This window comes from Ancylobacter lacus (genome assembly GCF_018390635.1).
GTDB classification, from domain to species: domain Bacteria; phylum Pseudomonadota; class Alphaproteobacteria; order Rhizobiales; family Xanthobacteraceae; genus Ancylobacter; species Ancylobacter lacus.
Map to the genome: position 1 here is coordinate 427,833 of NZ_JAHBGE010000044.1, position 26,760 is coordinate 454,592.

At 70.6% G+C, this 26,760-nt stretch carries 26 protein-coding genes; 14 read left to right on the forward strand and 12 right to left on the reverse strand.

Annotation, left to right across the window (positions count from 1 at the left end):
- Positions 1–99: 99 nt before the first annotated feature.
- The 5 genes from KHC27_RS10855 (at position 100) to KHC27_RS10875 (ending at position 5,185) form a co-directional block, all read left to right on the forward strand.
- Positions 100–480, forward strand: a complete 381-nt coding sequence (locus KHC27_RS10855; protein ID WP_213338807.1) for a 4a-hydroxytetrahydrobiopterin dehydratase — start codon at positions 100–102, stop codon at positions 478–480.
- 5 nt (positions 481–485) lie between these two features.
- Positions 486–1,739 carry a molybdopterin-binding domain-containing protein gene (locus KHC27_RS10860; protein ID WP_213338809.1) on the forward strand — a complete coding sequence of 418 codons (1,254 nt, stop codon included), beginning with the start codon at positions 486–488 and terminating at the stop codon, positions 1,737–1,739.
- Entirely contained in the window at positions 1,736–3,400 is a 1,665-nt protein-coding gene (locus KHC27_RS10865; protein WP_213338816.1) for a formylmethanofuran dehydrogenase subunit A, read from the forward strand. The genes KHC27_RS10860 and KHC27_RS10865 overlap by 4 nt, the downstream gene beginning before the upstream one ends.
- A 64-nt stretch (positions 3,401–3,464) precedes the next feature.
- A complete protein-coding gene (fhcD, locus tag KHC27_RS10870; RefSeq protein WP_213338818.1) occupies positions 3,465–4,388 on the forward strand; it encodes a formylmethanofuran--tetrahydromethanopterin N-formyltransferase in 924 nt (307 codons plus the stop codon).
- Positions 4,388–5,185 (forward strand): formylmethanofuran dehydrogenase subunit C, encoded by a 798-nt coding sequence (locus KHC27_RS10875; RefSeq protein ID WP_213338819.1) that lies wholly within the window; start codon positions 4,388–4,390, stop codon positions 5,183–5,185. The genes fhcD and KHC27_RS10875 overlap by 1 nt, the downstream gene beginning before the upstream one ends.
- A 76-nt stretch (positions 5,186–5,261) precedes the next feature.
- Here the strand turns inward: KHC27_RS10875 and mgtE are convergent, their stop codons facing one another.
- From mgtE to KHC27_RS10910, 7 genes are all read right to left on the reverse strand, one after another.
- Complete coding sequence (mgtE, locus tag KHC27_RS10880; protein ID WP_213338820.1) at positions 5,262–6,653, reverse strand: magnesium transporter; 1,392 nt, start codon at positions 6,651–6,653, stop codon at positions 5,262–5,264.
- A gap of 280 nt (positions 6,654–6,933) precedes the next feature.
- Positions 6,934–7,995 carry an LLM class flavin-dependent oxidoreductase gene (locus KHC27_RS10885; RefSeq protein WP_213338821.1) on the reverse strand — a complete coding sequence of 354 codons (1,062 nt, stop codon included), beginning with the start codon at positions 7,993–7,995 and terminating at the stop codon, positions 6,934–6,936.
- Between the two features lie 187 nt (positions 7,996–8,182).
- The gene (locus tag KHC27_RS10890) at positions 8,183–8,899 is read right to left on the reverse strand and encodes a (5-formylfuran-3-yl)methyl phosphate synthase (RefSeq protein ID WP_343210890.1); all 717 of its coding nucleotides are present in this window, start codon (positions 8,897–8,899) and stop codon (positions 8,183–8,185) included.
- Positions 8,896–9,462, reverse strand: a complete 567-nt coding sequence (locus KHC27_RS10895) for a DUF447 domain-containing protein (RefSeq protein ID WP_213338826.1) — start codon at positions 9,460–9,462, stop codon at positions 8,896–8,898. Before KHC27_RS10895 ends, KHC27_RS10890 begins: the two co-directional genes overlap by 4 nt.
- A complete protein-coding gene (locus KHC27_RS10900) occupies positions 9,459–10,904 on the reverse strand; it encodes a DUF6513 domain-containing protein (RefSeq protein WP_213338827.1) in 1,446 nt (481 codons plus the stop codon). Before KHC27_RS10900 ends, KHC27_RS10895 begins: the two co-directional genes overlap by 4 nt.
- Positions 10,904–11,470 (reverse strand): flavoprotein, encoded by a 567-nt coding sequence (locus KHC27_RS10905; protein ID WP_213338828.1) that lies wholly within the window; start codon positions 11,468–11,470, stop codon positions 10,904–10,906. The genes KHC27_RS10900 and KHC27_RS10905 overlap by 1 nt, the downstream gene beginning before the upstream one ends.
- Positions 11,471–11,480: 10 nt before the next feature.
- The gene (locus KHC27_RS10910) at positions 11,481–12,107 is read right to left on the reverse strand and encodes an amino acid kinase family protein (RefSeq protein WP_213338829.1); all 627 of its coding nucleotides are present in this window, start codon (positions 12,105–12,107) and stop codon (positions 11,481–11,483) included.
- 267 nt (positions 12,108–12,374) lie between these two features.
- Here KHC27_RS10910 and KHC27_RS10915 point away from each other — a divergent pair, with 267 nt between their 5' ends.
- The 7 genes from KHC27_RS10915 (at position 12,375) to KHC27_RS10945 (ending at position 20,015) form a co-directional block, all read left to right on the forward strand.
- Positions 12,375–12,773 carry a c-type cytochrome gene (locus KHC27_RS10915; protein WP_213338831.1) on the forward strand — a complete coding sequence of 133 codons (399 nt, stop codon included), beginning with the start codon at positions 12,375–12,377 and terminating at the stop codon, positions 12,771–12,773.
- 233 nt (positions 12,774–13,006) lie between these two features.
- Positions 13,007–13,984, forward strand: a complete 978-nt coding sequence (locus tag KHC27_RS10920; RefSeq protein WP_213338832.1) for a quinoprotein relay system zinc metallohydrolase 2 — start codon at positions 13,007–13,009, stop codon at positions 13,982–13,984.
- Between the two features lie 390 nt (positions 13,985–14,374).
- Positions 14,375–16,180, forward strand: a complete 1,806-nt coding sequence (gene xoxF5 / locus KHC27_RS10925) for a lanthanide-dependent methanol dehydrogenase XoxF5 (protein ID WP_213338833.1) — start codon at positions 14,375–14,377, stop codon at positions 16,178–16,180.
- 266 nt (positions 16,181–16,446) lie between these two features.
- Positions 16,447–17,082: a c-type cytochrome, methanol metabolism-related gene (locus KHC27_RS10930; protein ID WP_213338835.1), complete on the forward strand. Its 636-nt coding sequence runs from the start codon at positions 16,447–16,449 to the stop codon at positions 17,080–17,082.
- Positions 17,051–17,929: a substrate-binding domain-containing protein gene (locus KHC27_RS10935; protein WP_213338836.1), complete on the forward strand. Its 879-nt coding sequence runs from the start codon at positions 17,051–17,053 to the stop codon at positions 17,927–17,929. The genes KHC27_RS10930 and KHC27_RS10935 overlap by 32 nt, the downstream gene beginning before the upstream one ends.
- 633 nt (positions 17,930–18,562) lie before the next feature.
- Positions 18,563–19,096, forward strand: coding sequence for a PQQ-dependent catabolism-associated CXXCW motif protein (locus KHC27_RS22105; protein ID WP_213339026.1), 534 nt, complete (start codon positions 18,563–18,565; stop codon positions 19,094–19,096).
- Positions 19,097–19,415: 319 nt separating this feature from the next.
- On the forward strand, positions 19,416–20,015 hold the full coding sequence (locus KHC27_RS10945) for an HXXEE domain-containing protein (protein ID WP_213338839.1): 600 nt from the start codon (positions 19,416–19,418) through the stop codon (positions 20,013–20,015).
- Positions 20,016–20,019: 4 nt separating this feature from the next.
- On the opposite strand, the gene KHC27_RS10950 is transcribed toward KHC27_RS10945, so the two are convergent.
- The 5 genes from KHC27_RS10950 to KHC27_RS10970 all read right to left on the reverse strand — a co-directional run bounded on the left by KHC27_RS10950 (position 20,020) and on the right by KHC27_RS10970 (position 24,900).
- Positions 20,020–20,754, reverse strand: coding sequence for a hypothetical protein (locus tag KHC27_RS10950; RefSeq protein WP_246519804.1), 735 nt, complete (start codon positions 20,752–20,754; stop codon positions 20,020–20,022).
- A gap of 23 nt (positions 20,755–20,777) precedes the next feature.
- Positions 20,778–21,626: an ABC transporter permease gene (locus KHC27_RS10955; protein WP_213338841.1), complete on the reverse strand. Its 849-nt coding sequence runs from the start codon at positions 21,624–21,626 to the stop codon at positions 20,778–20,780.
- Positions 21,623–22,435: an ABC transporter ATP-binding protein gene (locus KHC27_RS10960; RefSeq protein WP_213339028.1), complete on the reverse strand. Its 813-nt coding sequence runs from the start codon at positions 22,433–22,435 to the stop codon at positions 21,623–21,625. Before KHC27_RS10960 ends, KHC27_RS10955 begins: the two co-directional genes overlap by 4 nt.
- A 122-nt stretch (positions 22,436–22,557) precedes the next feature.
- Positions 22,558–23,544 (reverse strand): PQQ-dependent catabolism-associated beta-propeller protein, encoded by a 987-nt coding sequence (locus tag KHC27_RS10965; RefSeq protein ID WP_213338843.1) that lies wholly within the window; start codon positions 23,542–23,544, stop codon positions 22,558–22,560.
- Between the two features lie 117 nt (positions 23,545–23,661).
- Positions 23,662–24,900 carry an ABC transporter substrate-binding protein gene (locus tag KHC27_RS10970; protein WP_213338844.1) on the reverse strand — a complete coding sequence of 413 codons (1,239 nt, stop codon included), beginning with the start codon at positions 24,898–24,900 and terminating at the stop codon, positions 23,662–23,664.
- A gap of 259 nt (positions 24,901–25,159) precedes the next feature.
- Between KHC27_RS10970 and KHC27_RS10975 the strand changes: the two genes are divergently transcribed.
- Positions 25,160–25,720, forward strand: a complete 561-nt coding sequence (locus KHC27_RS10975) for a DUF3280 domain-containing protein (RefSeq protein ID WP_213338845.1) — start codon at positions 25,160–25,162, stop codon at positions 25,718–25,720.
- 8 nt (positions 25,721–25,728) lie between these two features.
- Complete coding sequence (locus tag KHC27_RS10980; RefSeq protein ID WP_213338846.1) at positions 25,729–26,757, forward strand: ABC transporter substrate-binding protein; 1,029 nt, start codon at positions 25,729–25,731, stop codon at positions 26,755–26,757.
- Positions 26,758–26,760 lie beyond the last annotated feature (3 nt).

Genomic DNA, 26,760 nt, shown 5'->3' on the forward strand with positions numbered 1-26,760 from the left:
CGGTCACGGCGTTTGCGGTGGCGGCGGACGCCGTGCTACCGAATCCCTCGACTCCGCCCGCGCCAGAACGGGCGAGGACCCGTGGGAGGAGGTGGCGCCGTGGCGGTCGATCCCAAAAAGACGTTCAGCGACGAGGAGATAGCCGCCCGTCTCGCGGCCGAGCTGCCGAAGTGGCGGCTGGAGGATGGCTGGATCCGCCGAACCTGGCGCACCTCGAGCTGGAAAGGCACGCTGATGGTGATCAACGCCGTCGGCCACCTCGCCGAGGCAGCCTGGCACCATCCCGACATCACAGCCTCCTATGCCTGGGTCGAGGTGCGGCTCATCTCGCACGACGTGAAGGGCATTACCGAGCGGGATTTCCAGCTCGCGAAAAAGATAGAAGATGTCGTGGGTTGGCAGCCGGGCGAGGAGCCGGGCAGCGCGCTCGAGGGAACACCGCGCGGGGATCTGCGCTTTGCTTACATCAAGTATGATTGACCGCCATGACCGAGATTGAGAGCGCTCCCCACATCGTCCGGGATGTCGTCTGCGGGTTTTGCGGCCTCGGCTGCGACGACCTGACGATCGAGACCGACGGCAGCGCCGTGCGGGCGCGGGATACCGTCTGCCCGGAGGCGGCGCGGCTGTTCCTGCGGCGCGCGGACGCCCGCGAGCCGCAGTGCAGTCAGTATGGTGAGGTGACCAGTGAGGCCGATGCGGTCGCGGCGGCGCGGGCGATTCTCGCCGCCGCCCGCGCCCCGCTCTTCGCCGGGCTCGGCGTCGACATCGACGGCGGCCGCGCGGTGCTGGAGCTTGCCGCCCGCTTCGGCGGGGTGCTCGACCACGCCGCTTCCGAGGGGCTGTTCCGCAACTATGCCGCGGTCCAGCGCACCGGCTGGCTCGCCACCACCCTCGCCGAGGTCCGCAACCGCTGCGACGTGCTGCTGGTGGTGGGGGAAGACCCCACCGCGAGCTTCGGCCGGCTGTTCGAGCGGCTGCTGCCGGCGTCCCCGCTCTTCGCCGGCTCCCGCAAGGTGATCTTCCTCGGCGAGGCGCCGGGCGAGAAGGCCCGTGCCCAGCTCGGCGGCGCCGAGACCGTGCACCTGCCGGCCGACGACCTCGTGGCGGCGCTGGAGGCGATCGTCGGGCTCGCCCGCGGCCGCACCCTGCCGGGCGGAACGGTCGGCGGCGTCGCGGCGGCGGACCTCGCGGCGGCGGCCGCCGCCCTCACCGGGGCGGCCTATGCCGTCGTCACCTGGAACGGGGCGACGCTGGCGGACGGCGCGCTCATCGCCGAGCGCGCCACCGCGCTGGTCGACGCGCTGAACCTCACCACCCGCGCCGGTGTCTTCCCGCTCGGCGGCCGCGACAACATCATCGGGGTGAACCAGCTTCTGCTGTGGCGGCTCGGCTATCCCCTGCGCACCGCCATCCGCGGCCAGGTGTCGGAGCACGACCCCGCGCTGTTCTCCACCGAGGCGGCGCTGAAGGATGCCGACGTGCTGGTGTGGGTCTCCGCCTTCCGGCCGGAGCCGCCGCCCGACTTCGCCGGCAAGGTCATCGCCTTCGCCCATCCGGAGACGCGCTTCGCGCGGCCGCCGGAGGTCTTCATTCCCGTGGGCACCCCCGGCATCGACCATGCCGGAACGGTGTACCGCATGGATTCCATCGTGAGCCTGCCGCTCGGCGCCTTGCGCGTCGCGACGCTGCCCAGCGTCGCCGAGGCTGTGCGCCTTGTTGCAGGAGACGCGCCATGAGAGTTCGGCTGACCGGCGGGCGGGTGCTCGACCCGACCACGGGCGAGAACGGGGTGGCGACCGGCGCCACCCGCACCGTCGAGATCCATGACGGGCGGCTGGTGACCCCGACCGACCTGCCCGCCGAGGAATACGACCTCGGCGGCGACATCGTGCTGGCCGGCGGCATCGACCTGCACAGCCACATCGCCGGCGGCAAGATGAACCTCGCCCGCCTGCTGATGCAGGAGGACCGCCGGGCCTACCCCGAGCTGCCCGGCGCCTTCTGCGGCTGCGGCGGCGGGCGGGCCTCGCCCAGCGCCCACGCCACCGGCTGCCGCTATTCCGAGCTTGGCTACACCACCGTGTTCGAGCCGGCCATGGTGGGCGCCAATGCCCGTGGCGCCCATCTCGAGATGGCGGACATCCCCAATCTCGACACCGGCGCCTATCTCGTGCTCGGCAATGACGACTATCTGCTGCGGCTGATGGCGGCGGGCGCGCAGCAGGAGCAGATCAACGCCTATGTCGGCTGGATGATCGAGGCCACCCAGGCCTTCGCCATCAAGATCGTCAATCCCGGCGGCATCAACGCCTTCAAGTTCAACGCCCGGCGGATGAACCTCGACGAGGGCAATCCCCATTACGGCGTGACCCCGCGCACCGTGCTGCAGACGCTGATCCGGGCGGTGACCGAGCTCGGCCTGCCGCACCCGATCCACCTGCACGGCTGCAATCTCGGCATTCCCGGCAATGACGAGACGACCCTCGCCACCATCCTCGCCGCCGAGGGGCGCCGGCTGCACCTGACGCATCTCCAGTTCCATTCCTACGGCACCGAGGGCGACCGCCGCTTCTCCTCCTCGGCCGCGCGCATCGCCGAGATGGTGAACGCCCACCCCAACATCTCGGTGGATGTGGGGCAGGTCATGTTCGGCCAGACCATCACCGCCTCGGCCGACTACATGTCGCAGTACCGCAACCGCGCCTTCGCCTCGCCGAAAAAGTCGATCGGCATGGATATCGAGCTGGACGCCGCCTGCGGCGTGGTGCCGTTCGAATACCGCGACCGCAACTTCGTCAACGCGCTGCAATGGGCGATCGGGCTGGAGCTGTTCCTGCTGGTGGAGGACCCCTGGCGGATCTTCCTCACCACCGACCACCCCAATGGCGGCCCCTTCACCACCTATCCCCACCTGATGCGGCTGCTGATGGACCGGGATTTCCGCAACGCCCAGCTCGCCACCCTGCACAAGGCGGCGCGCAGCCACACCATCCTCGAAAGCATCACCCGCGAATACACGCTGGAGGAGATGGCGATCCTCACCCGCGCCGCCCCCGCCCGCATCCTCGGCCTCACCGACAAGGGCCACCTCGCCCCCGGCGGGGTCGGCGACGTCGTGGTGCACACCGAGGATTCCGACCGGGAGAAGATGTTCTCCAGGGCCCGCTACGTCTTCAAGAACGGCCGGCTGGTGGTGAAGGACGGCGAGATCGTCGAGACCGTCGCCGGCACCACCCATGTCGCCCGGCCGGAATTCGACCGCGGCATCGAAAAGGACATGGAGCGCTGGTTCGACGAGGCGGTGGGGCTGAAGGCGAAGCATTTCCGCATCGCCGACGGCGAGCTGCGCGGCGGCGCCGGGCCGACCATCCTGACATGCGAGGGGACGAGCCTGTGAGCCCGCGCCCCGTTTTCCTCTCCCAGCCCGCGCCCCGCCACGGGGCCGCGACGGAATCCGCCCGATGATCATCAACGGCGTCGACATCCGCGACAGCTTCGCCGAAGCCTTTCCCATGGTCGGCACCCGGCTGATCATCACCGCCGACACGCCGGAATGGGCGCTGATCGCCGGCCGCACCACGACGGGCTTCGCCACCTCGGTCATCGGCTGCGGCTGCGAGGCCGCGGTGGAGCGCGTCGTTCCCGCCGAGGAAACGCCCGACGGGCGCCCCGGCGTTTCCATCCTCATCTTCGCGATGGATTTCGGCTCGCTGAAGAAGGTGGTGCCGCTGCGGCTCGGCCAGTGCGTGCTCACCTGCCCGACCACCGCCTGCTTCGCCGGCATCGAGACCGGCAAGCGGGTGCCGCTGGCCAAGACCATCCGCTATTTCGGCGACGGCCACCAGATTTCCAAGAAGATCGACAGCAAGCGCTTCTGGCGCGTGCCGGTGATGGAGGGCGAGTTCGTCTGCGACGAGGACACCGGCTCGGTGGAAGGCGTCGGCGGCGGCAATTTCCTCATTCTCGCCCGCTCCCGCGGCGAGGCGCTGGCGGCGGCCGAGGCAGCGGTGGCGGCGATGTCGCAGGTGGAGGGCAACATCCTGCCCTTCCCGGGCGGCGTGGTGCGCTCCGGCTCCAAGGTCGGCTCGAAGTACAAGGGCCTGTTCGCCTCCACCAACCACCATTACTGCCCCACGCTCTACGGCACGGTGGACAGCGCGCTGACCCCCGAGGTCGGCTCGGTGATGGAGATCGTGATCGACGGGGTGAGCTTCGATGCGGTGGCGGCCTGCACCCGCGCCGGCATCGAGGCGGTGTGCCGCATCGGCGCGGCGGGCGGGGTGATCGCCATCGACGCCGGCAATTACGGCGGCAATCTCGGCCCCTTCCACTTCAAGCTGCGCGAGATCATGGCGGGCTCCCCCCTCGTGACGGAGGCTCTGTGATGGCCGGACTTCACCTCAAGCCGCGGGCGCCGCTGGCGGCCCGGGCCGACCTTTCCGGCGTGACGCCCGCCGCCCTCGCCACGCTGTCGCTGCGCGAGGCCGAGCAGCTCGCCGTGCCCTATGGCGGCGGCCGGGTGGCGCTGGCGGAGCTGTTCTTCGTCGAGGGCGGGCCGGACGGCGTGCTGCTGATCGAGATCGGCGACGAGCGGCTGGACCATGTCGGCGCCGGGCTGGCTTCGGGCGAGATCATCGTCGACGGCGTGGTCGGCGCCTGGGCCGGGCTCGGCATGAGCGGCGGGGTGCTGCGCATCTCCGGCGCGGCCGGGGCCTATCTCGGCGCGGAGATGTCGGGCGGGCGCATCGAGCTGAACGGGGCGGCCGGCGACCATGCCGGCGCTGCCTCCTCCGGCTCGCGGCGCGGCATGTCGGGCGGTGTGCTCGCCATCCACGGCTCCGCCGGCGCCCTGCTCGGCGAGCGCCAGCGCGGCGGGCTGATCGTGGTGGCGGGCGACGCCGGCGAGGGGCTGGCGACCGACATGATCGCCGGCACCGTCGCGGTGGGCGGCAGCATCGGCCCGCGCCTCGGCCGCGGCATGAAGCGCGGCACGGTCTTCACCCATGCGGTGCCGGAACTGCCGGCGGGCTTCGCCGACACCGGCAGCCACGACCTCGTCGCCCTGCGGCTGATGAGCCGCCGGGTGCCCGAGCTGGGCGCCTTCATCGGCGCCGCCACCCACGCCCGCCGCCTCGTCGGCGACACGCTGATGGGCGGGCAGGGCGAGGTGCTGGTGGTGTGACGGGCAACGGCGCGGCTGGGCCCCGCCCCGTCTTTGAGGAGAAAGGCCCGGCGCCGCCGGGCCTTCATGGCCGGGCCTACAGCAGCGTGCCGCCGAGGATGGCGAGCGCGACGCTGAAATAGATGACGAGGCCGGTGACGTCCACCAGCGTCGCCACGAAGGGCGCCGAGGCGCTGGCGGGGTCGAAGCCGAGCCGGCGCAGGATGAAGGGCAGCATCGAGCCGACAAACGAGCCGAAGGTGACGATGCCGACCAGCGCCGCGCCGATGGTGCAGGCCACCAGCACCCAGTGCGGGCCGTAGTCGAAGATCCCGATCTGCTGCCACACCACCAGCCGCACCATGCCGAGCAGGCCGAGGATGCTGCCCAGCGCGAGGCCGGCGGGAATTTCCCGCAGCGCCACCCGCCACCAGTCGGACAGCTCCACCTCCCGCAGCGCCAGCGCGCGGATGATGAGCGAGGTCGCCTGCGAACCTGAATTGCCGCCCGAGCTCATGATGAGCGGGATGAACAGCGTCAGCACGATCGCCTTCTCCAGCTCGTCCTCGAAGTGCTGCATGGCGCTGGCGGTCAGCATCTCGCCGATGAACAGCACGCACAGCCAGCCCGCCCGCTTCTTCAGCATGCTGAAGAAGCCGATCTCCATATAGGGTTCGTCCAGCGCCTCCATGCCGCCGAACTTCTGCACGTCCTCGGTGGTCTCCTCGATCATCACGTCGATCATGTCGTCGACGGTGACGATGCCGAGCACATGCCCGCTGGCGTCCACCACCGGCACGGCGAGCAGGTCGTATTTCGAGATGAGCCGCGCCACCTCCTCGCGGTCCATCAGCGGGTCGGCGGTGATCGGGTCGTGCGAGGGCGCGGCCCAGAGAATCGGCTGCTGCGGGTCGGCGATGATGAGGCGGCGCAGCGTCACCGCCTTCAGCAGGCGGTGGCTGACGGGATCGAGCACATAGATGGCGTAGATGGTCTCGCGGGTGCGCTCGATCGCGCGGATATGGGCGAGGGTGTCGCCCACCGTCCAGCTCGACGGCACGGTGACGAACTCGGTCGTCATCAGGCTGCCGGCGGTGTGCGGGGGGTAGGACAGCAGGCGCGAGAGCTCGGCCTGGGTCTCCGGCGGCAGCCGGGCGAACAGGTGGGAGCGCGCCGGCTCCTCCATCCAGCGGAACAGGTCGGCGGCGCGGTCGGCGGACATGGCGGCGACGAGGTGCACCGCCTCCTCGACCGGCAGTGCCTCGATGAGGTCGCTGGACAGCTCGAAGTCCGGCAGGTCGAGCACCTCGACCTGGCGCTCGTGCGGCAGGCTGGCGAGCACGGCGGAGGCGGTCTCCGGCTCCTGCTCGTCGAGGGCTTCGGCGATGTCGGCGGGGTGTTCCTCGGCCAGCTCGGCGGCAAGGGCGGCCGCGTCCACCGGCTCGTCGCGCTCGCGGAGGTTGTCCTCCGGGTCCCGGATCTCTTCCATCTCGGCTCTCCTTCCGTCCCGCCCGTGGCGGCGGGAGGCGGCGAGCCGAGGCCTCAGGTCTGCCCTGACACCCGGAGCGCTGCGCCCGCGGCCTGCGGCCGGGACAATCGACTGGTACTGTCGCTGGACATCGGGGTTGGGGGGCTTTTCGGTCTGGGGAAACGGTGGCCTCCCGCCGGGAGGCCGTGCCGTCATGCGCGTTCACTGAACCCGGGCGGCGGTGCTGTCAAGCCGAGGTTGTGTCACGTGTGGCGGCGCGGCGTCTCGCGCGGGGCGGGTATCACGGTGCGGAAGCCGCCGGCGTGCCGAGCGCGCGCCGCACCAGCGGCGCCACCCGGGTGCCGAACAGCTCGATCGAGCGCAGCGCCTCGCGGTGCGGCACCGGGCCGAGGCTCGACTGCAGCATGAAGCGGTCGTGGCGGAAGAAGCCGTGCTGGGCCACGATCTTCTCGGCGACCTGTTCCGGGGTGCCGAGCAGCAGGTGGCCCTCCGGCCCGGTGCCGGCGTCGAACTGGGCGCGGCTCAGCGGCGGCCAGCCGCGCTCGCGGCCGATCCGGCCCATCACCTCGGCATAGGCGGGGAACAGCGCGTCGGCCGCCTCCCGCGCCGATTCGCCGACGAAGCCGTGGCTGTTGATGGAGAGCTTCAGCCGCGCCGGGTCCTGCCCCGCCCGGCGCCCGGCCTCGCGGTACAGCTCCGCCAGCCCGGCGAAGCGGCGGGGCTGGCCGCCGATGATGGCGATGGCGAGCGGCAGGCCGAGCGCCCCCGCCCGCGCCACCGACTGCGGCGTGCCGCCGACCGCGATCCACACCGGCAGCTCGCGCTCCGGCTGCGGGTAGACCATGACGTTATCGAGCCCGGCGCGGTGGCGGCCCTGCCAGCTCACCGGCGCCTGGGCAAGCCCGGCCGCGCGCAGCTTCAGCAGCAGCTCCAGCTTCTCGGAGAAGAGCTCGTCATAGTCGTTGAGGTCGTAGCCGAACAGCGGGAAGGATTCGATGAAGGAGCCGCGCCCCACCATGATCTCGGCGCGCCCGCCGGAGAGGAGGTCCAGCGTGGTGAACTCCTGGAAAACCCGCACCGGGTCGTCGGAGGAGAGCACCGTCACCGCGCTGGTGAGGTGGATGGAACGGGTGCGGGAGGCGGCGGCGGCCAGCACGACGGCGGGGGTGGAGAGGGCGTAGTCGGCGCGGTGATGCTCGCCGAGGCCGAACACGTCGAGCCCGACCTGGTCGGCCAGCTCGATTTCCTCCATCAGGTTCGCCAGCCGCTTCGAGGGCAGCATGGCCCGCCCGGTGGCGGGATCGGTGCCGATATCGGCGAAGGTGTAGACGCCCAGTTCCATGGAAGCCTCCCAGGGTGCGGCGGACGGGTGCGCGGACGGGTGCGCGCCCGGGCGCCGTTGCCGCCTGATCTAGGCGGTCCCGCCGCCCGCGCAAAGCCGGCGCCGTCGGCATCGCCGCGCGGCAACCCCTGCGCTTTTGCAAGGGGAGGGGGCGGGGAGGGGCGGGAGGAGGCCGGCGGGCCGGGGCCTAATCCCGTGCCTCGCCCTCCGGGGTGGTGGCGAGGCGGGTGCGCACCTGCAGCAGCCGGGCGGGGTCCAGAGCCCCGGTGCGCCCGCCGCGGCACAGCGCGCCGCGAAAGCCGAGATAGTCCGCCCCGATCGCCGCCAGCGGGGCGATGTCGTCGACCTGCAGCGAGCCGGCGAGGCCGGTGAGCAGGCCGTGGCGGCGGGCCTCGCCGACGAACTGCGACAGGGTCAGCGCGTCAAGATGCAGCGTCAGCCGGCCGAGCCGCTTGTCGGCGGTGTCCAGCATCACCCCGGCGAAGCCGCAGCGGCCGAGCAGGGGGATCAGCCCGAAATCCGGCGACTGGTCGGCGAACAGCACCGCGACCAGCCGGGTGGTCGCGGCGAGCGGGGCCAGCGCGTCGATGCAGTCGGCGGCGCGGGGCGAGTCGAAGATGCCGACCTTCACCATCGGCACGCCGGTGCGGGCGATGCCGGTGGCGGCCTCCCGCAGGATGGCGGGCACCATGGGCTGGTCGCCGGCGGTGGCGCTCAGCATCGGCCGGGTGTCGCCCCAGGCCGACCACAGCGTCACCGCGGCGGTGAGCGCGTCCGCTCCCCACGCGCCGAGCGCACCGAAGGCGGGCTGCTTGAGGTCGACGATGTCGGCGCCGCCGAGCCGGGCGACCTCCATCTCGGCGAGGTCGGCGACGCTCGCCAGCAGGCGGTTGCGCGCGCTCACGAGGCCCGCCTCCGGCGATGCTCGGCCACCGCTTCCTTCAGCCAGTGCCAGGCCTCCCATTCTTCCTCGCCGGCGGTCTTCTCGATCGCGATGGCGAGATAGGCCATCTCGCGGTCGATCTTCTCGTCCGGCAGCAGGGACAGCCGGCTCACCAGCACGGCGCCTTCCAGCACCGCGGCGCGGGCGCGGTTCAGCCCCTTGAACGGGGCGTGGTTGGCGCTGGCGACCACGCGGCAGAAGAACTTCGCCCGCTGGCCGTCGTCCTCGTGGCGCTCCACCACCACCTCGTCATGGGCGAGGGCGGCGCCGAGCCGCGGGCAGTCGATCTCGCGGGCCGGGGCGAGGGCGAAATCGGTCCAGCGCCGGGTGACGCAGCCGGCGAACATCCGGGCATCGTCGGTGAAATTCACCGCCGCCACCCCGGTGGCGGCCAGATTGTCCAGCGTGCGCGAGGGGCGGAAGGGCTGCAGGAGATAGCCGCCCTCGATCACCGTCGCCCCCATGGGCGCGATGTGGGAGTCCCCCGCCGCCGAGCGGGTGGTGACGATGGTCTCGCGGATCACGTCTCTTCGGCCTTCCTGCGTGCGGCGCGGAGCGTCGAGCCCGCGTCCTTGAATGTCAAACGGTGAGCCTCCTCGGCGCTGGCGGCGGTGGCCCCGGCGACGCCCCAGCGCAACGGCTCGTCCTGCGCGTAGCGCTTGCCGAGCAGATGCGCGATTTCCGCCCGCGCCAGCTCCACGCCGAGATAGAAGGCGTGGGAGCCGTCATTCTCCACCCCGAGCTTCGGGAACAGGTCGAACGGGTCGGTGGCGCGGTGGTGGCCGTCGCGGTTGTAGATGTGCACGCCGGCTTCGGTCACGTCGATGCGGAAGTTGCGGTCGCGCACCTCGCCGGCCAGCCGGGACACATCCTCCGGCGTGGTGGCGTAGGGCTTGCGCTCGCGCAGCGCCATCAGCCCGCCGCCGAAGCCCTGCGGCAGCGCACCGGCCTCGCGGGCGGCGAAGAATTCGCGCCGGGCGCGGTCGAATTCGCGCACCGCCGTGCGGCAATGCGGGCTCACCTGCACCGCCAGCACCGCGTTGAGCCGCAGCTCGGAGATGATGCCCATGAGAATGGCGTTGATGCCGGTGGTGTCGGCGTCGGTCAGCTCGGTGACATTGCCGATGCCCATCAGGATCGGGATGTCCGGCTCGCGCCGGCGCAACTCCGCGTAGCGCTCGATCGAGGCGGTGAAGCCGAAATGGATCGGCTCCAGGATGGGGTCGGCATAGAAGGCCCGCCCCTTCGCCCGGCAGCCGGCGATGGCCCTGAGCAGCGAATCGAGGTCGGAAGGCCGGGTGGGAATCAGCACCGGCACCGCCGGGCCCTCGTCCACGATGTCGAGCGTGGCCTCGTTGAGGCTGAGCAGGAAATCCGCCCCGGCGCGGGTGGCGCGCACCAGCTCCTCCGGCTCCAGCGAATCGACGCTGACCTTCAGCCCCTCGGCGTGGAGCGCGGCGATGGCCGCCTCCATGTGGGGAAAGGGGGTGGCGGGCAGGCAGCCGAGGTCGATCACGTCCGCCCCGTCGGCGGCGAGGGCGCGGGCCTTGGCCAGGATGCCCGGCACATCCAGCACGGTGGCGTCGACGATCTCCGCGAAAATCGCCGTATCCTGCCGGCTGAGGTCGACGGCGCGGCGCTGCTGGCCGAAATAGTCCGGCAGGTCGGCCATTTCTTCCGGCCCGCGGGCGAAGGGCACGCCGAAGAAGGCGGCGAGCCGCTCGATATCGCCCTTGAAGCGGCCGGGCAGCAGCACCCGGTCGGTGCCGGCCGGCAGCTTCAGCCGGCGCTCGACGATCTCCGGCGTCATCAGCGCCGCCACCTTGACGCCGACATTGACGACGACCGGCTCCAGCCGCTCGTCGGCCAGCTCCTCGGCGATGCGGCTGAGACGCGGCTCCGCCAGCGAGCCGGTGACGAAGGCCACCTTCTCCCGCGGCGGGCCGGCGCCGTCTCCCTCCGCCATCAGCCGGGGTCCCGGCCGGCGAGGGCGAGCTGGCGCGCGGCAATGGCGGCGCGCAGCTCCTCCACCGATTCGACCACGGTGGTGTCGTCGAATTCCTTCAGCCGCGCGGTGTTCTCGAGGTCGATGCGGCGGGGATAGACCGGCACCGGGCCTTTCGGCGCGGTGGTGATCATCTCGGGGGCGGTGTCGCAGGCGAAAACGATGCAGTGCACCCGGCACTTGCCGGCCTGGGCGAAGCAGTTCGTCACCAGCGTGTCGGAAATGCCGTAGACGCATTTCGCCACCGTGTTCGCCGAGGCCGGCGAGACGATGAGGGTGTGGTAGAGCCCCTCGTAGAACCGCCCCACCGGCGCCGAGCTCGCGGTGGTCTCCTTGAACAGGCGGGTGCCGGCGGGCAGGGTCTGCTTGTACATGCGCAGCACCTCGTCGGCGGCGCGCGAGACGAACAGGTCCACCGCGTCGAGCTGCTGGATCAGCTCGATCGATTCGGTGAAGAAATGGCCCGACCCGGTGAGCGCCCAGCTCCAGCGGGGGGGGTGGGCCTTGGTGTCTGACGCTTTCGACATGGCTGTTCCGTTATGACGCGGCGTCGGCCGCATAATGCGCCAGCGCGTCGCCGATGGAGAGCGCGCGCAGCGTGCCCGCGAAATTCCGCGTGACGACCGGCAGATAGGTATCAACCAGCCCGGCCGCCGCCCAGTCCTCCGCCGGCCCGTCGGGCAATTCGACGCGCGCCGTCTTCACCAGGGTGAGGCGGGCCGCCCCGAGCCGCACCGCGAGCCAGGCGGCGAGGCTGTCGGAAGTCACCTCCCAGCTCGCCGGCACCTCGGCCGCCAGCGCCAGCGCCGCCGGCCGCCACAGCGCCGCCCGGCCGGCGGCATGGGCGGCGGCGATGGCCGCCTCGTCCGCGGCGGGGGCGAGGCCGGGGGCGAGATCGGCCAGCGCCACCGCGGTCTGTTCCATCGCCAGGATCGCCATCTCGTGCGCCGCCCGCTCGGAAAGGTCGAGCCGCGGCTGCAGCGCCCGCACCGCATCCGCCAGCGCGCCGCCGCCGCCGACCACCACACGCGGCGCGCCGGCGCGGGCGAGGGCGGCGAGCAGCGGGCGCAGCCCGGGGTGCACCCCGCCGCTGCCCATCAGGCTGCCGCCGAGCTTCACAACCTCGATACCGGGGCCGCGCGTGGCGTGGGGGATCAGGGGCATTGCGTCCTCATATCGCGGGCGGGGCGGGGGTGCGACGCGGCGGGGCGGGAAAACACGTCCGATTTGGCTGAAAATCGGCCTCGTGACGCCATGACGCACCTTCGAAACCGTTCAGGCCCGTGGGAAAGCAGGCACAGTTGGCGGCGATGCCGCGATCTTGGACCTTTCGCCGTCTAGGATCGTTCTAACACTGGCGCTATGGTGCGCCCGGTTTCAAGCGCCGCGGCTGACGGCGCCACGCAACGAACCTGCCCTAGGAAGGATCCGATGAACCGCATTCTGCTCGCCTCCGCTCTGTTCGCCCTCGGCACCACCGTCGCGCTGGCCGACGGCGACCCGACCAAGGGTGCCACGGTCTTCAAGAAGTGCATGGCCTGCCATGCCATCGGCGAGGGCGCCAAGAACAAGGTCGGCCCGGAACTGAACGGCATCGTCGGCCGCAAGATGGGCGCGGTTCCGGATTTCGCCTATTCCGACACGCTGAAGGAGCACAACGCCAAGGGCGATGTGTGGACCGCCGACATCCTGACCCAGTACCTCGCCAACCCGAAGGGCTTCATGCCCGGCGTGAAGATGGTGTTCGCGGGCATTCCGAAGGACACCGACCGCGCCGACCTGATCGCCTTCCTCGGCCAGTATGACGAGACCGGCGCCAAGAAGCCCTGAGGGCTGGCGGCCTTCCGTGCCGGGGGCGATCCCCCGGCTCTGAGGGCATGAGGGGCCTCGCCCCCGGCGCGGGCGGCCGGAACGCCGGCGCCTGATTTGTGGCTGCGGCGGCGCGGATGGCGCGCGGCCGCCCAAGGCCGTCCCCTGCTGCGCCCCGTGCGAGGCGGGGCACGGGAGTGCCGCTGCTTCCTCCCCGCCTTGTCGCTGTGCCTGTTTGTGTGCTCGGAGGCGACATGCCCCGGATGCTGCCGCCCATCAGCCGCCGCGCGGCTCTGGCCTTCGCCGCCGTTGCCACCGGGGCACTGGCGGCGGAGCGCTTCGCCTCGCCCTGCGGCTGCGCCTTCGCTGCCCAGCCGGAGGGCATGGTGCTGGAGGAGGTCGGCCCCGGCATCCATGTCTACCGCGCTCCCTATGAGCTGGTGGGGCCGGCCAATGGCGGGGCGATCGCCAACATGGCCGTGGTGGTCGGCGGTGAGGCCGCCGCCATCATCGACACCGGCAACAGCCATCTCGCCGGGGCGCGGCTGCGCGAGGCGGCGGCGCGGGTGACCGATCGGCCGCTGCGCTACGTCATCAACACCCACATGCACCCCGACCACGTGCTCGGCAATTCCGCCTTTGCCGGGGAGGGGGTGCGATTCGTTGGCCATCGCAAGCTGCCGCGCGCGCTCTCGGTGCGGGCCGACACCTATCTCGCCCAGGCCGAACGCCTGCTCGGCCCGGAGGCGGAGGGCACCCGCATCGTGCTGCCGGACCTTCTGGTGGAAACCACGCTGACGCTCGATCTCGGCGGGCGCGCGCTGGAGCTGGAGGCTCACCCCACCGCGCACACCGACAACGACCTTTCCGTGCGCGACGGCGCCACCGGGCTGTGGTTCCTGGGCGACCTGCTGTTCGTCGGCCATGTGCCGACGCTCGACGGCAGCCTGCTCGGCTGGATCGGCCAGCTCGACACGCTGGAATCGCGCGCCGCGGCGGGGGTGATTCCCGGCCACGGCCCGGCCCGGGTGAGCTGGCCGGATGCCGCCGGCCCGGAGCGCGCCTATCTGGAGGCGCTGCGCGACGACGTGCGGCGCCTGATCGCAGGCGGGGTTCCCATGGGGCAGGCGGCGGCCGAGGCCGGGCGCGCTCAGGCCGCCGGCTGGGCGCTTTTCGACGAATTCGCGTCCCGCAACGCCATCGCCGCCTATCATGAACTGGAGTGGGAGTGAGGCGGCAGCGCAGCTGCACAATGAGGATAACGCAGCGGGAACGGAGTGATTTCGCAGTAAATCTCTCTGGTATACAAAATGTCAATTCGCAACTGCAGCAAAATCATAATAAGAGAACAAAGCGGCCTTCGTTCTTATTGCGCGCTGCTAAAAATCGGTCTAGGGTCCCTACATCTTCGGCTTCAACGTTTTTCGAGGCGAAAACGTCCCGGAATTCGGTTCGTAGACCAGCTTGGGGCAGGATGGCCCCCGTGAAGTCCGGCTGCTTCTCCCCCAGTCGGTCGTGACACGCTGCTGAAGATGAACGTCAAACGACAAAAATAAACCGACGCGGGACGGCGGTATACTGTCGGCTGCGCCCGGAGGAACGCGTTCAGGAGGAGATAGATAATGCGCAAGCTTGCTTATGCGGCTGTGCTTCTGGCGACTGCCGCCTATGCTTGGCCCGCCGCGGCCAATGATGGGCTCATCAGCATCATAAAGGACCCCAAGCAGTGGGGTATCCAGACCGGGGATTACGCCAACACCCGGTATTCCAAGCTCGATCAGATCACGGCGGCCAATGTGGGCAAACTCCAGGTAGCCTGGAGCTTCTCCACCGGCGTGCTCCGCGGCCATGAGGGCGGCCCGCTCATCATCGGCGACGTGATGTACGTCCACACGCCCTTCCCGAATATCGTCTACGCCCTCGATCTCAACGACGACGGCCGGATCATCTGGAAGTACGAGCCCAAGCAGGACCCCAACGTCATCCCGGTGATGTGCTGCGATACCGTGAACCGCGGTCTCGCCTATTCCAACGGGCTGATCTACCTGCATCAGGCTGACACCACCCTGGTCGCTCTCGACGCCAAGACCGGCGAGAAGAAGTGGTCGGTGGTGAACGGCGACCCGACCAAGGGCGAAACCAACACCGCCACCGTGCTGCCGGTGAAGGACAAGGTCATCGTCGGCATCTCGGGCGGCGAGTTCGGCGTGCGCTGCCACGTGACCGCCTACGACAGCAAGACCGGCAAGCAGGTGTGGCGCGGCTACTCCATGGGCCCGGACAGCGACATCCTGGTCGACCCGGAGAAGACCACCTCGCTCGGCAAGCCGGTCGGCAAGGACTCCTCGCTGAAGACCTGGGAAGGCGATCAGTGGAAGATCGGCGGCGGCTGCACCTGGGGCTGGTATTCCTACGACCCGGAAACCAACCTGGTGTATTACGGCTCCGGCAACCCCTCGACCTGGAACCCGGCCCAGCGCCCGGGTGACAACAAGTGGTCGATGACCGTGTGGGCGCGCGACGCCGACACCGGCGTCGCCAAGTGGGTCTACCAGATGACCCCCCACGACGAGTGGGACTATGACGGTATCAACGAGATGATCCTCACGGATCAGCAGTTCAACGGTGCGCCCCGCAAGCTGCTCACCCACTTCGACCGTAACGGCTTCGGCTATACGCTCGATCGCGTGACCGGCGAGCTGCTCGTCGCCGAGAAGTACGATCCGGCGGTGAACTGGGCCACCAAGGTCGACATGGACAAGAACAGCCCGACCTATGGTCGTCCGCTGGTCGTGTCGCAGTATTCGACCCAGCAGCAGGGCGAGGACGTGAACACCAAGGGCATCTGCCCGGCGGCTCTCGGCTCCAAGGACCAGCAGCCGGCGTCCTTCTCGCCCAAGACCGGCCTGTTCTACGTCCCGACCAACCACGTCTGCATGGACTACGAGCCGTTCCGCGTCAGCTACACCGCGGGTCAGCCCTATGTCGGTGCCACCCTGTCGATGTATCCCGCGCCGAACAGCCATGGCGGCATGGGTAACTTCATCGCCTGGGACAACACCAAGGGCAAGATCGTCTGGTCGCTGAAGGAGCCGTTCTCGGTGTGGTCGGGCGCGCTCGCCACCGCCGGCGACGTGGTCTTCTACGGCACGCTGGAAGGCTACCTGAAGGCCGTTGACGCCAAGACGGGCAAGGAACTGTACAAGTTCAAGACCCCCTCGGGCATCATCGGCAACGTCACCACCTATGAGCACAAGGGCAAGCAGTACATTGCCGTGCTCTCCGGTGTCGGCGGCTGGGCGGGCATCGGCCTCGCCGCGGGCCTGACCGATCCGAACGCGGGTCTGGGTGCGGTGGGTGGCTATGCCGCTCTCAGCAACTACACCAACCTCGGCGGCCAGCTCACCGTCTTCAGCCTGCCGAACTGACGGGCCTCTCCCGCCGCCCGGTCCCGCCGGGCGGCGCCTGGATCTTCACGGAACCCACGGGGCCCGCCGCCTGCCCGCAACGGGCGGCTCCTCCCCTGACGGACGCAACTGACGGGGCCTGGCCATCGGACACCGGTGCGCCAGGCCCCGCCATATCGAGAAGCCGCCCTTTATAAGATTCTTAGAATTGTTCCAGGCCGTGCGCGGGTTTGCCCGCCGCGGACCTCGATTCCAACTGTGGCCTGGTGCCCCCCGGGAGTGACCCCATGACGAACGACGCCTTCGGACGGTCGATCCTCAGCTCGGTGCAGACGCGCCGGCTCCGGATCGTGCCGGCCGCCCTGCTCGCCGCCTGCCTCATCCTTCCCGCCGCCGGCGCGAAGGCCCAGGAACAGCCCGCTCCCGCCGCGACCGGCGCCGCGGCAGTGTCGCCGGATGGGGCGAAGACGGTCGGCGGCCAGGCCGCGACCAAGGACGATCTCGGCAAGTACACCCTGCCCGACGGGACCCCGACCTATCATATCGCCCCGGACGGGACGATGGACTGGTACACCTATTCCGGCTACCGCCGCTATCACGCGGAATGCCATGTCTGCCACGGCCCGGACGGCATGGGCTCGTCCTACGCCCCCGCCCTCGCCAACTCGCTCAAGACCATGACCTATGAGCAGTTCACCGAGACCGTGGTGAACGGCAAGCGCAACATCGGCCACGGCACCGCCGACCAGGTCATGCCCGCCTTCGGCGAGAACCTGAACGTGATGTGCTACCTCGACGACCTCTACATCTACCTCAAGGCACGTGCCGACGGCGCACTCGGCCGGGAGCGTCCCTCCAAGCGCGAGGACAAGACGAAGGCGTATGGGGCCAATGAAAACCAGTGCTTCGGCCGGTCTAACTGATCCGCGGCGCCGGGCCGGCGCCGCTCGCGCGGCGCTGCTCGGCCTCGTGCTCCTGCTGCCGGCCGGGCTGGTCCCGGCCCGCGCGCAGGTGTCGGATCTCGTCGATCGCTCCACGCTGCGCGTGTGTGCCGATCCCGCCAACATGCCCTTCACCGACGAGAAGGGCGAGGGCTTCGAGAACAAGGTGGCGGAGCTGCTGGGCCGCAAGCTCGGGCTGGCGGTCGACTACACCTGGTTTCCCCAGGCCACCGGCTTCTACCGCATGACGCTCGGCGCCAAGCGGTGCGACATCGTGATGGGGTATGTCGCGGGCGCCGATCCGGTGCTCAACACCAATCCCTATTACAAATCCGCCTGGACGCTGATCTACCGCAAGGACGGCCCGCTGGACGGGGTGGACGCGCTCAGCGACCCCCGGCTGAAGGGGATGCACATCGGCGTCGTCGCCGGTTCGCCGCCGGGAGACCTGCTCCAGCGCAACGGGCTGATGGGCTTCGCCCGCCCCTATGCGCTGATGGTCGACCGCCGTTACGAAAGCCCGGCGGAGAAGATGATCGCCGACATCAATTCCGGCGCCATCGACGCGGGCATCCTGTGGGGGCCGATCGGCGGCTATTTCGCCAAGCGTTCGGAGGCGCCGCTGGCGGTGGTGCCGCTGGTGAAGGAGCGCGGCGACCCGCAGATGGTCTACCGCATCACCTTCGGCATCCGGCCCGGCGAGCTGAACTGGAAGCATCAGCTCAACGACTTCATCAGCGCCAACCAAAGCGAGATCAACACGATCCTGCAGGGCTACGGCGTGCCGTTGCTGAACGACCGCAACGAGCCGATCCCGCCGGTGAACTGAGCCGCTCCCGGCGGCACGCCGGGGCCGGGGATCGGCCGCCGTTCCGGTCGCGTCCCGCGCGGATGGCGTGTGCCGTCCGCGCGGCGTGTCCGCCCCGGCCGGCGCGGCGGTTATGATCTGCCCCGCGCGGCTTGGGTCCGACCCGCCGCGTCCGCCGGCCGCTGTGCCGGGAGCCCCTGCGGGCGGTGGCCCGGGGCGAACGAGCCGCGGCGGCGGGGTGCCGCGCCGCCGGCGCGCGAGCGAGGAGGAGGAGCCATGAACGCCCACCCGACCACCGACGCCGCCCGTCCCCTGCTGATGCGTGCGGCCACCCTGCGCCGGGCGGGGGCTCACGCCCTCGGCGTTCGCACCGCCTGCGTCCACCTGCCGACGCTGCCCCTCGCCAACCCGCTGGCCGGGCGGGGTCCGGCGGATGCCGCTCTGCGGCTTGGTCTTGCCACCGCCCTGCAGGCCCGCCGCGCGGCCGCCACGACGCTGGGATGGGCCGGCGCTGAACCGAGCCGCCGCGCCGGCAGCGCGGAACGCACCGCTGCCGCAGCGGGCCGCGCCCGGCCGGTAGCCGCTGCCGTCCGCCACGGGGGCGAGGCTGCCGCCGGGGCCGGCTCGCCGCTCACCCGGCTCGCCTGGCTCGCCATGGCCGGCCTTGCCCTGCTGCTGCTGGCGCTGGCCCCGGCCCATGCCGCCGACGGCGCGGTGGCCGAGCCGGACGACTACCGGATGGAGAACTTCAAGGCGCCCACCCCGCCGACGCTGAAGGGCGCCCGGGTGGTCGATACTCCCGCCGCCGAGGCGCTGTGGCGGCAGAAGGGCGCGCTGTTCGTCGACGTGCTGCCGCGCGATGTGAAGCCGGCCAATCTCGCGCCCGGCACGGTGTGGCGGGACAAGCCGCGCGACGACATTCCCGGCAGCGTCTGGCTCGCCAATGTCGGCTATGGCGTGCTGAATGCGGAGATGGACGGCTATTTCCGCCGCAGCCTCGAGGAGATCACCGGCGGCCGGCGCGAGGCGCCGCTGCTGTTCTACTGCCTCACCGATTGCTGGATGTCGTGGAATGCGGCGCGGCGCGCCCTCACCTATGGCTACACCGCGGTGATCTGGTATCCCGCCGGCAGCGACGGCTGGGCCGCCGCCGGGCTGCCGCTGGAGCGGGCGACGCCCCGGCCCTAGCCGGGGTGGGTCGGCCGATTCGGCCGCGTCGGGCCGGCCTCGCGAGGAAGGGGGCCGCCCGCTCTCCGCCGACGCGGCCCATGCGGGGTTGCTGATTCCGCGTTGCCCGTGCCGCGTTGCCCGTGCCGCGTTGCCGATGCCGGGTTGCCCTTGCCGGCGCGCCGATGGCGCGCATTCCGCCGGCCGGCGGCGCACCCCTTCGGCAAGGCCGCCGCCATGCGCTCGCCTGTCAAATGTCCCCGCCGGCGCGCCTTGTGCTGAGATGGGCGCGCACCGGCGGGCGAGGGCGTCGCGCGCGCTGCGGGGGGAGGGCTCTTTGATGGGATCGACAGGGCGCCGGCTGGTCCGGCTCGACTGGCTGGCCAGCCATTGGGTGGCCGGTGCCGGCTTCATGGCGGCGGCGCTGCTGGCGCTGGCGCCCGCTCTGGCGGGTGTGGTGCCGGCGGCGGCGTTCCTCATCCTGCTGCACAGCCCCGCCTATATGGTGCATCAGGTCGAGGAGCATGCGGGCGACCGCTTCCGCGCCTTCGTGAACACCCGCCTGTTCGGCGGCCGGGACGGGCTCAGCGTCGCCGCGGTTCTGGTCATCAACCTGCCGCTGGTGTGGGGGCTGAACCTCGCCGCGTTCTACGCCGCGCTGCTGGCCGGCCCGGCGGCAGGGCTGGTGGCGCCCTATGCGATGCTGGTGAACGGGGTCATCCACCTCGCCGCCGGGCTGCGGCTGCGGGCGTATAATCCCGGCCTCGCCACCGCGCTGCTGGTGTTCCTGCCGCTTGGCGGGGTGACGCTGTGGGAGGTCGGCGCCGCCGCCGGCGCGGCGGCGCACCTTGCCGGGCTCGGCCTCGCGCTGGCGCTGCACGCCGCCATCGTGCTGCACATCGGCCGGCGGCTGGCGCGGCTGGGGCCGCGCGCCGCCTGAGCCCTCAGTCCATCGCGCCGCGAATCGTGCGGGCCAGCGCGAAGGCGCGCTGTTCCAGAATCACCGGGCTCTCGCACACCGCGGTGACCGACTGGCTGCGGGTGTCGTAGATCCGGGTGTCCCACAGGATCTCCTTCTCCAGCTCGGCGGCCTTGGCCTTGTCGGCGTCGTTGGCCGCGGCCTTCTTCGCCTGCGCCAGCTTCAGGCTCTCGTCCTTGATGCGGGTGGAGAGGTCGATCTGATGCTGGGCGTAGCGCTCGATGCCGGCAAGGATGCGGCTGCGCAGGCTGTTGATCTGGTCGAACACCCCGGCGAACAGCAAGGTGAGTCGCTGGTTCTTGTCCGGGCCGGCCTCGCGGGCGAAGCTCTCCACCAGCTTGTCGGCGTCCTCGAGCGGGGTGCGGCGGGCGGCGAGCACCGGCACCAGATCGGCGACGCGGGCATCGTCGCGCCAGGCCAGCCCCTCGACCGGCGGGCCGTCCCACATCTGCGCGGCGGCGAGATTGTCCACCCGCGGCTGGATGCAGGGCCACAGGCTGCCTGTGGGCGCGGCGGCCTGCGCGCCCGGGGCGGCCAGCAGCAGCGGCGCGAAGAGGGCGAGGGCGAGAAGATGCGGACCGGGCCGGCTCGCGGACAGGCCGGAGGCGGGCCCGCGCGCACGCGCAGGCGGGTCGAATGCGGACGGGGGCGCAGGGCTGGCGAGCGCGCGGCGGCGCGCGTGGCGGGCGAAGGCAGGCATGGGCGTCTCCGGGGCAGTTCTTGTCATTTGGCCGCGTCGGGTCCGCCGCGGCGGCCCATCAGTCCGGCAGAGGGATCATAGGCGATGATGGCGGCGATCAGGAAGACGGCGGCGCAAGCCGCGACCACCAGCGCCGAGATCGGATCGAACTGGCCGTAGAGGGCGAAGCGGATCAGCTCCACCGCATAGGTGAAGGGGTTGAACCGGCAGAGGTAGTAGAGCGGCAGGCTGCTCTCCTGCACCTTCCACAGCGGGTAGAGCGCCGAGGAGGTGAAGAACATCGGGAAGATGACGAAGTTCATCACGCTGGCGAAGTTCTCGAGCTGGCGGAACAGCGAGGACATCAGCAGCCCCATCGCCCCCAGCATCAGCCCGCTCAGCAGCAGCGCCGGCAGGATGGTGAGATAGCCCACCGGCGGTGCCTCCACCTCCCAGAACCAGGCGATGGCGAGGAAGGCATAGACCTGCAGCAGGGAGACGCAGATGCCCGCCACCAGCTTCGAGAGCAGCAGGAACCAGCGGGGATAGGGGCTCACCAGCAGGATGCGCATCGCCCCGACCTCGCGGTCATAGACCATGGAGAGCGAGGATTGCAGCCCGTTGAAGAGCTGGATCATCGCGATCAGCCCCGGCGCGACATAGACCTCGTAGAGGATATAGGTGTCGTAGGGCGGGATGATCGAGACCCCCAGCACCGAGCGGAAGCCGGCGGCGAAGATGAACAGCCACACCAGCGGGCGCACCAGCGCGGAGAGGAAGCGGCCGCGCTGGTTGAGGAAGCGCAGCGCCTCGCGCCAGCAGATGCCGGCCATGCACACGGCATAGCCGCGCAGCGGCAGGCGCCGGGGGCCGGTTTCGGGCAGGAAGCTCATGGCTCGCCTCCGACGCTGGTGGCGGACGGGGAGGGGGCCTCGCCCACCAGCGCGAGGAAGGCGCTGGAAAGGTCCGGCGCGCCGCCGGCGAGCAGGCTCTCATGCGAGCCCTCCGCCCGGATGCGGCCCTTGTGCAGCACCACGATGCGGTCGCCGGGGCGGATCTCCTCGATGATGTGGGTGGCCCACAGCACGCCGATGCCCTCGCTGGCGATGAGGCGGCGCACCTCCTCCACCAGGGCGGCGCGCGAGCCGATGTCGAGCCCCACCGTGGGCTCGTCGAGCAGCAGCAGCTCCGGCCGGTGCATCAGCGCGCGGGCGATCTCCACCCGCCGCATCTGGCCGCCGGAGAGCTGGCGCACCTTGTCCTTCGCCCGGTCGGCGAGGCCGACGCTGGCGAGCACCTCCAGCGCCCGCTGTCGGGCCCGGCGAAAGCCGATGCCGTGCAGCGTGGCGTGGTAGAGCAGGTTCTGCTGCACGGTGAGGTCGAGGTCGAGCGTGCGGGCCTGGAACACCACGCCGAGCCGCGACAGCGCCGCCGCCGGCTCGCCCCGCACATTGTGGCCGAGCACCCGGATGGCCCCGCTGCGGTTGTCGTAGAGCCGGGTGATGAGCGAGAACAGCGTGGTCTTGCCGGCGCCGTTGGGGCCGAGCAGCGCGGTGAAGCTGCCGCGCGGCACGGTGAGGCTCACATCGTCCAGCGCGGTGCGCTCGCCGAAGCGGTGGGTGACGTTCTCCACTGCCAGCGCCGGGGGGCCTTCGGGCGGACGCAGGGCGGAGCGCTGGGTGCCGGCGAGGTCGGTCTGCATGGGCGGCGTCCGCATGGGCCTTCTCGGGAAGATGGCGCCCGCCCCGCCGGCCGGCAAGGCGGCGTCGACGGGCGGGCGCGGGCGGCAGGCAGGGCCGGGCCAGGGGGCACCGGCCGCCGCGATCACGGCACCACGACGACGCCCCAGGGCAGGCGGCCGACGGCGATCGACTTCGTCACCTTCTCCGAGGCGACGTCGATGACCGAGATGTCGTTGGAATTGCCGTTGGTGGAGATCAGCAGCTTCTCGTCCGGGCTGAAGGCGAGCTGCCAGACCCGCTGGCCGACCAGCAGATACTTCTCCACCTCCAGCGTCCTGGTGTCGACCACCGCGACCCGGTTCGCCGGGCCCAGCGCGATGAAGGCCTTGGAGCCATCCTTGGTGATGCGGATGCCGACCGGCTGGATGGCGTCCTTGTTCACCCCGGGAATGGCGAAGCTGATCTTCTTGATGATCTTCCAGTTGGCGGGGTCGATCACCGCGACGGTGCCGCCGACCTCGGACGACACCCAGAGCTGCTTGCCATCATGGTTGAACTGGGCGTAGCGCGGCCGGGAATCCACCAGCACATTCTCGACCACCTCATTGGTTTTGGTGTCGATGACGTGGGCCATGTTGGTGGTTTCGGAGGTGTTGACGAGGTAGCGGCCATCCGGGCTCACGCCCATGCCCTCCGGCTCCACCCCCACCGGGATTTCGGCGACCAGCTCGTTGTTCTCCACGTTCACCGCGGTGACCATGTTGTCGTCTTCATTGGCGATGTAGAGCGGGTTGCCCGAGGGGGCGAGCACGAACAGCTCGGGGTCGGGCCCGGAGCGCAGGGTCTTCACCAGCTTGAAGGTCTGCGCGTCATAGACCTCGACCCGGTTGTCGTCGGAAGCGCAGAGATAGATGAGCTTGCCATCGGGGCTCGCGGTGATGCCGCGGGGGCGGCGGCCGGTCTTGATGGTCTCGATGAGCGTCATGCTGGTCAGGTCGACCACGCTGACCGTGTGATCGCGCTCGTTGGAGACGAAGGCGCGGCCATCGGCCAGCGCCGGGGCGGCCTCCAGCGCAACCAGCAGCCCGGCGAGGGCAAGGCCGGCGCTGAGCGTGGTACGGCGTGTCATCGTGTCCTCCTTGAATGCCGCGTCGTCGGCGGAGCGGCGGATGTCGGGTGTTTCCGGTGCTTCTGCCGGGATCGGTTCGGCGTGCGGCGGCGGGTCAGTTCAGCGTGCGGCGGCGTGTCAGTTGAGCTTGCAGCGGCTTTCGGGCTGGTCGAAGCCCAGCGTGTCCAGCGGCGTGCGCTGGTGCAGGTAGCCCTGCTGCGGCGAGAGGGTGACGGTGTTGGTGGCGTGGGTCAGCAGGATCGGCTGGCGAAGCTGGTGGTCCCAAGGGCGGAAGCTGGCGGCGACGCCCTTGAACACCGGCAGGTCGTAGTCCGGCGCGAGAAGCTGCGCCCGGACCTTGGCGGTCTCGCTGGAGCGGGTCTTCATGCCGGCGGAGCCGATGGCGAACACGCCGGCCCACATCTGGAAATCCAGCGGCTGCATCAGCCGCTGGTGCTGCTTGAAGAACCGGCTCTGGAGCTGGGAGGCGCCCCAGTTCTCCATGGTGGGGTGCCAGGAGAGCGGCATCAGGCCATGGGTGCCGGCGGTGGGGCGGGCGAGCCAGGTGTTGTAGGGCAGGATGTCGCCGAATTCGCCGAGCTCGTCGGCGGTGATGAGGATGTCGTACTCGCCGACCTGGGTGGCGCGCGGCACTTCCGACTGTGCGGTGGCGCGGGCGTCGGGCCCGTAGTCCCACGTCTTCTCCGCGACGATCTTGGCGCCGAACTTCTTCGCCGAGTTGCGCACCGCCTCGGCGTAGAGGCGGTCGCCCTCGGTGCGCCCGATCATCAGGAACCAGTTGCGCCAGCGCTTGGTCATCAGGAACTGCGCGAGCGCGTCGGTGAGCATGGCGCGGTTGGGCGCGACGTGGAACACATTGGCGCGGCAGTCCTGCTGGCGCAGACTGTCGTCAGGGGCGCCGGCATTGATGAGAAGCACGTCCCTGTCCTTCAGCGCGTCGGCGATGCGCAGCAGCTGATCCGCCGGCACGTCGAGCAGCAGGAAGGTGACACCGCCGTCCACCAGCTTCTGCGCGGCCGCCAGCGGGTCGCCCTCGGTCGGCACGATCTCGGTGGCGAGGGTGTAGTCCAGCTTGAGGAAGCGCCCGCTGGCGAGGCTGTCGCGGATGCCCAGCTCGGCGCCGGCGACGCCGAGGTCCTCCGGCGGGGCGCTGAGGGGGGCGATCCATGGCGGCTGCGGCGGCACCTGCCGCACCACCCCGATGCGGAACGTCTGTTCAGGCGCGGCGGCCGGCTTCGCGGCGGGGGAGGCCGCGGGAGCCTGTTCCTGCGCCAGTGCCGGCGCGAAGGTGGCGGTGGAGGCGACCGTCACCGCCATCGCGGCGGCAAGCGCCGCCGCGTGAACCATCCGTCTCATGGGCGTCCGTCCCGTTCGTTTCTTTGCCGGTCTGGCGTCATTTCGGCCTGACCTGACGTTATTTCTCGAAGAAGATTAGCAAACGTCAGAAAGTGTTCAACAGATGAGATCGTATAAGAATTTAATAAGCGGGAATTATTCCCGCAGGTCGCGTGAAGTTCAGCCCGGTGCTGACGGGAAAGTGAACCTCGTGTCTTGCCGGGGTCGGGGGGACGGGTATGATCCCGGCAACGAGACAACACGGCCGGGAGGCCCGCCGATGACCCCTATGCGCCGTCTGCCCCGGCTCTCCGCGCTTGCGCTGGCCGCTGCGCTGGTGCTGCCGGCCCTGTTCGCCGGCCCGGCCGGGGCCGGGGCGGCGACGCGGGTGGCGGTGTTCGACTTCGAGATGCTGGACACCAGCGGCGACCACACGCCTTCCACCGTCGACGCGCAGAACCAGCGCCTCGGCCTGATCACCACGGAGATGCGCCAGCGGCTCGCCGCCGCCGGCTACGACGTGGTCGATCTCGCCCCGCAGAAGGCGGCGATCGAGCGGGAATCGCCCTTCCGCAACTGCAACAGCTGCGAGCTGCCGATCGCCCGCGCGGCCGGCGCCGACATCGAAGTGGTCGGGCTGGTGCAGAAGGTGTCCAACCTCATCCTCAACATCAATTTCCAGCTCCGCGATGTCGCGACCGGCAAGGTGCTGCGGGCCGGCAGCGCCGACATCCGCAACAACACCGATGAATCCTGGGTTCGCGGCGTCTCCTACCTCGTGCGCAACCGGCTGCTCGACCCGCCCTTGACCGGCAAGGCGGCGGTGCAGGCCAATCCGTGATGCCGACCATGACCCCTCCTGTCCTCTCCGTGGCGAACCGCGCCGCCGGGCTGCGCCGCCGCTCCTTTCTCGCCGGCGCCGCCGGCGCCACGCTGCTGCCGGCGCTGGGCGGCCTCGCGGCGGCGGCCGGCACCCCGGCGCTGCGCATCGGCTCGCTGAAGTTCGGCACGCTGAACTGGCTCGTCGAGACCATCACCGCGGAAGGCCTTGCCGCCCGGCTCGACCTGCGGCTGGAAACGGTCGATTTCGCCTCCGGCCAGGCCACCACGGTGGCGCTGCAGGCGGGCGACGTCGATCTCATCGTGACCGACTGGCTGTGGGCCCTGCGGCTGCGCAATGAGGGCCGCGATTTCCGCTTCGCGCCGTTCTCCAACGCGCTGGGCGCGCTGATGGTGGCGGCCAAGGGGCCGGTGCGCAGCCTCTCCGACCTCGCCGGACGCAAGATCGGGGTGGCGGGCGGGGCGCTCGACAAGAGCTGGCTGCTGCTGCGGGCTTATGCCCAGGAGCGCGCCGGCATCGACCTCGCCACCGCCGCCGAGGCGGTGTATGGCGCGCCGCCGCTGGTCAACCAGCAGCTCGCGCTCGGCCGGGTGGACGCCGCGCTGACCTTCTGGCCCTTCGCCGCCCGGCTGGACGCCGCCGGCTTCCAGCGCTTGCTCGACGTCAAGGACGTCATCGCCGGGCTCGGCATTTCGCCGACCCCGCCGCTGGTCGGCTTCGTCTGGCGCGGCGGCATCGAGGCGGAGAAGGGGGCGGCGCTGGCCGGCTTCTTCCAGGCCGCCGCGGCGGCGAACCGGGTGCTGGCGACCTCCGAGACCGCGTGGGAGCGGCTGCGTCCGCTGATGCAGGCCGCCGATGACGCCGAGTTCGTGAAGCTGCGGGATTATTTCCGCGCCGGCATTCCCGGCGGCTTCGGCGAGGCGGAGCTTGCCGCCTGCGCCCGGCTCTATGAGGTGCTGGCCCGCGTCGGCGGGGCCGAGCTGGTGGGGCCGAAGCCCGGCTTCGATCCCGCGCTGTTCGCGCCGCTCAAGGTGTGAGGC

Coding starts and splice junctions, on each gene's coding strand:
- KHC27_RS10860 (WP_213338809.1), top strand. CDS start 486: ATGACCGAGATTGAGAGCGCTCCCCACATCGTCCGGGATGTCGTCTGC.
- KHC27_RS10865 (WP_213338816.1), top strand. CDS start 1,736: ATGAGAGTTCGGCTGACCGGCGGGCGGGTGCTCGACCCGACCACGGGC.
- fhcD (WP_213338818.1), top strand. CDS start 3,465: ATGATCATCAACGGCGTCGACATCCGCGACAGCTTCGCCGAAGCCTTT.
- KHC27_RS10875 (WP_213338819.1), top strand. CDS start 4,388: ATGGCCGGACTTCACCTCAAGCCGCGGGCGCCGCTGGCGGCCCGGGCC.
- mgtE (WP_213338820.1), bottom strand. CDS start 6,653: ATGGAAGAGATCCGGGACCCGGAGGACAACCTCCGCGAGCGCGACGAG.
- KHC27_RS10885 (WP_213338821.1), bottom strand. CDS start 7,995: ATGGAACTGGGCGTCTACACCTTCGCCGATATCGGCACCGATCCCGCC.
- KHC27_RS10900 (WP_213338827.1), bottom strand. CDS start 10,904: ATGGCGGAGGGAGACGGCGCCGGCCCGCCGCGGGAGAAGGTGGCCTTC.
- KHC27_RS10905 (WP_213338828.1), bottom strand. CDS start 11,470: ATGTCGAAAGCGTCAGACACCAAGGCCCACCCCCCCCGCTGGAGCTGG.
- KHC27_RS10910 (WP_213338829.1), bottom strand. CDS start 12,107: ATGCCCCTGATCCCCCACGCCACGCGCGGCCCCGGTATCGAGGTTGTG.
- KHC27_RS10915 (WP_213338831.1), top strand. CDS start 12,375: ATGAACCGCATTCTGCTCGCCTCCGCTCTGTTCGCCCTCGGCACCACC.
- KHC27_RS10920 (WP_213338832.1), top strand. CDS start 13,007: ATGCCCCGGATGCTGCCGCCCATCAGCCGCCGCGCGGCTCTGGCCTTC.
- xoxF5 (WP_213338833.1), top strand. CDS start 14,375: ATGCGCAAGCTTGCTTATGCGGCTGTGCTTCTGGCGACTGCCGCCTAT.
- KHC27_RS10930 (WP_213338835.1), top strand. CDS start 16,447: ATGACGAACGACGCCTTCGGACGGTCGATCCTCAGCTCGGTGCAGACG.
- KHC27_RS10935 (WP_213338836.1), top strand. CDS start 17,051: ATGAAAACCAGTGCTTCGGCCGGTCTAACTGATCCGCGGCGCCGGGCC.
- KHC27_RS22105 (WP_213339026.1), top strand. CDS start 18,563: ATGGCCGGCCTTGCCCTGCTGCTGCTGGCGCTGGCCCCGGCCCATGCC.
- KHC27_RS10945 (WP_213338839.1), top strand. CDS start 19,416: ATGGGATCGACAGGGCGCCGGCTGGTCCGGCTCGACTGGCTGGCCAGC.
- KHC27_RS10950 (WP_246519804.1), bottom strand. CDS start 20,754: ATGCCTGCCTTCGCCCGCCACGCGCGCCGCCGCGCGCTCGCCAGCCCT.
- KHC27_RS10955 (WP_213338841.1), bottom strand. CDS start 21,626: ATGAGCTTCCTGCCCGAAACCGGCCCCCGGCGCCTGCCGCTGCGCGGC.
- KHC27_RS10960 (WP_213339028.1), bottom strand. CDS start 22,435: ATGCAGACCGACCTCGCCGGCACCCAGCGCTCCGCCCTGCGTCCGCCC.
- KHC27_RS10965 (WP_213338843.1), bottom strand. CDS start 23,544: ATGACACGCCGTACCACGCTCAGCGCCGGCCTTGCCCTCGCCGGGCTG.
- KHC27_RS10970 (WP_213338844.1), bottom strand. CDS start 24,900: ATGAGACGGATGGTTCACGCGGCGGCGCTTGCCGCCGCGATGGCGGTG.
- KHC27_RS10975 (WP_213338845.1), top strand. CDS start 25,160: ATGACCCCTATGCGCCGTCTGCCCCGGCTCTCCGCGCTTGCGCTGGCC.
- KHC27_RS10980 (WP_213338846.1), top strand. CDS start 25,729: ATGACCCCTCCTGTCCTCTCCGTGGCGAACCGCGCCGCCGGGCTGCGC.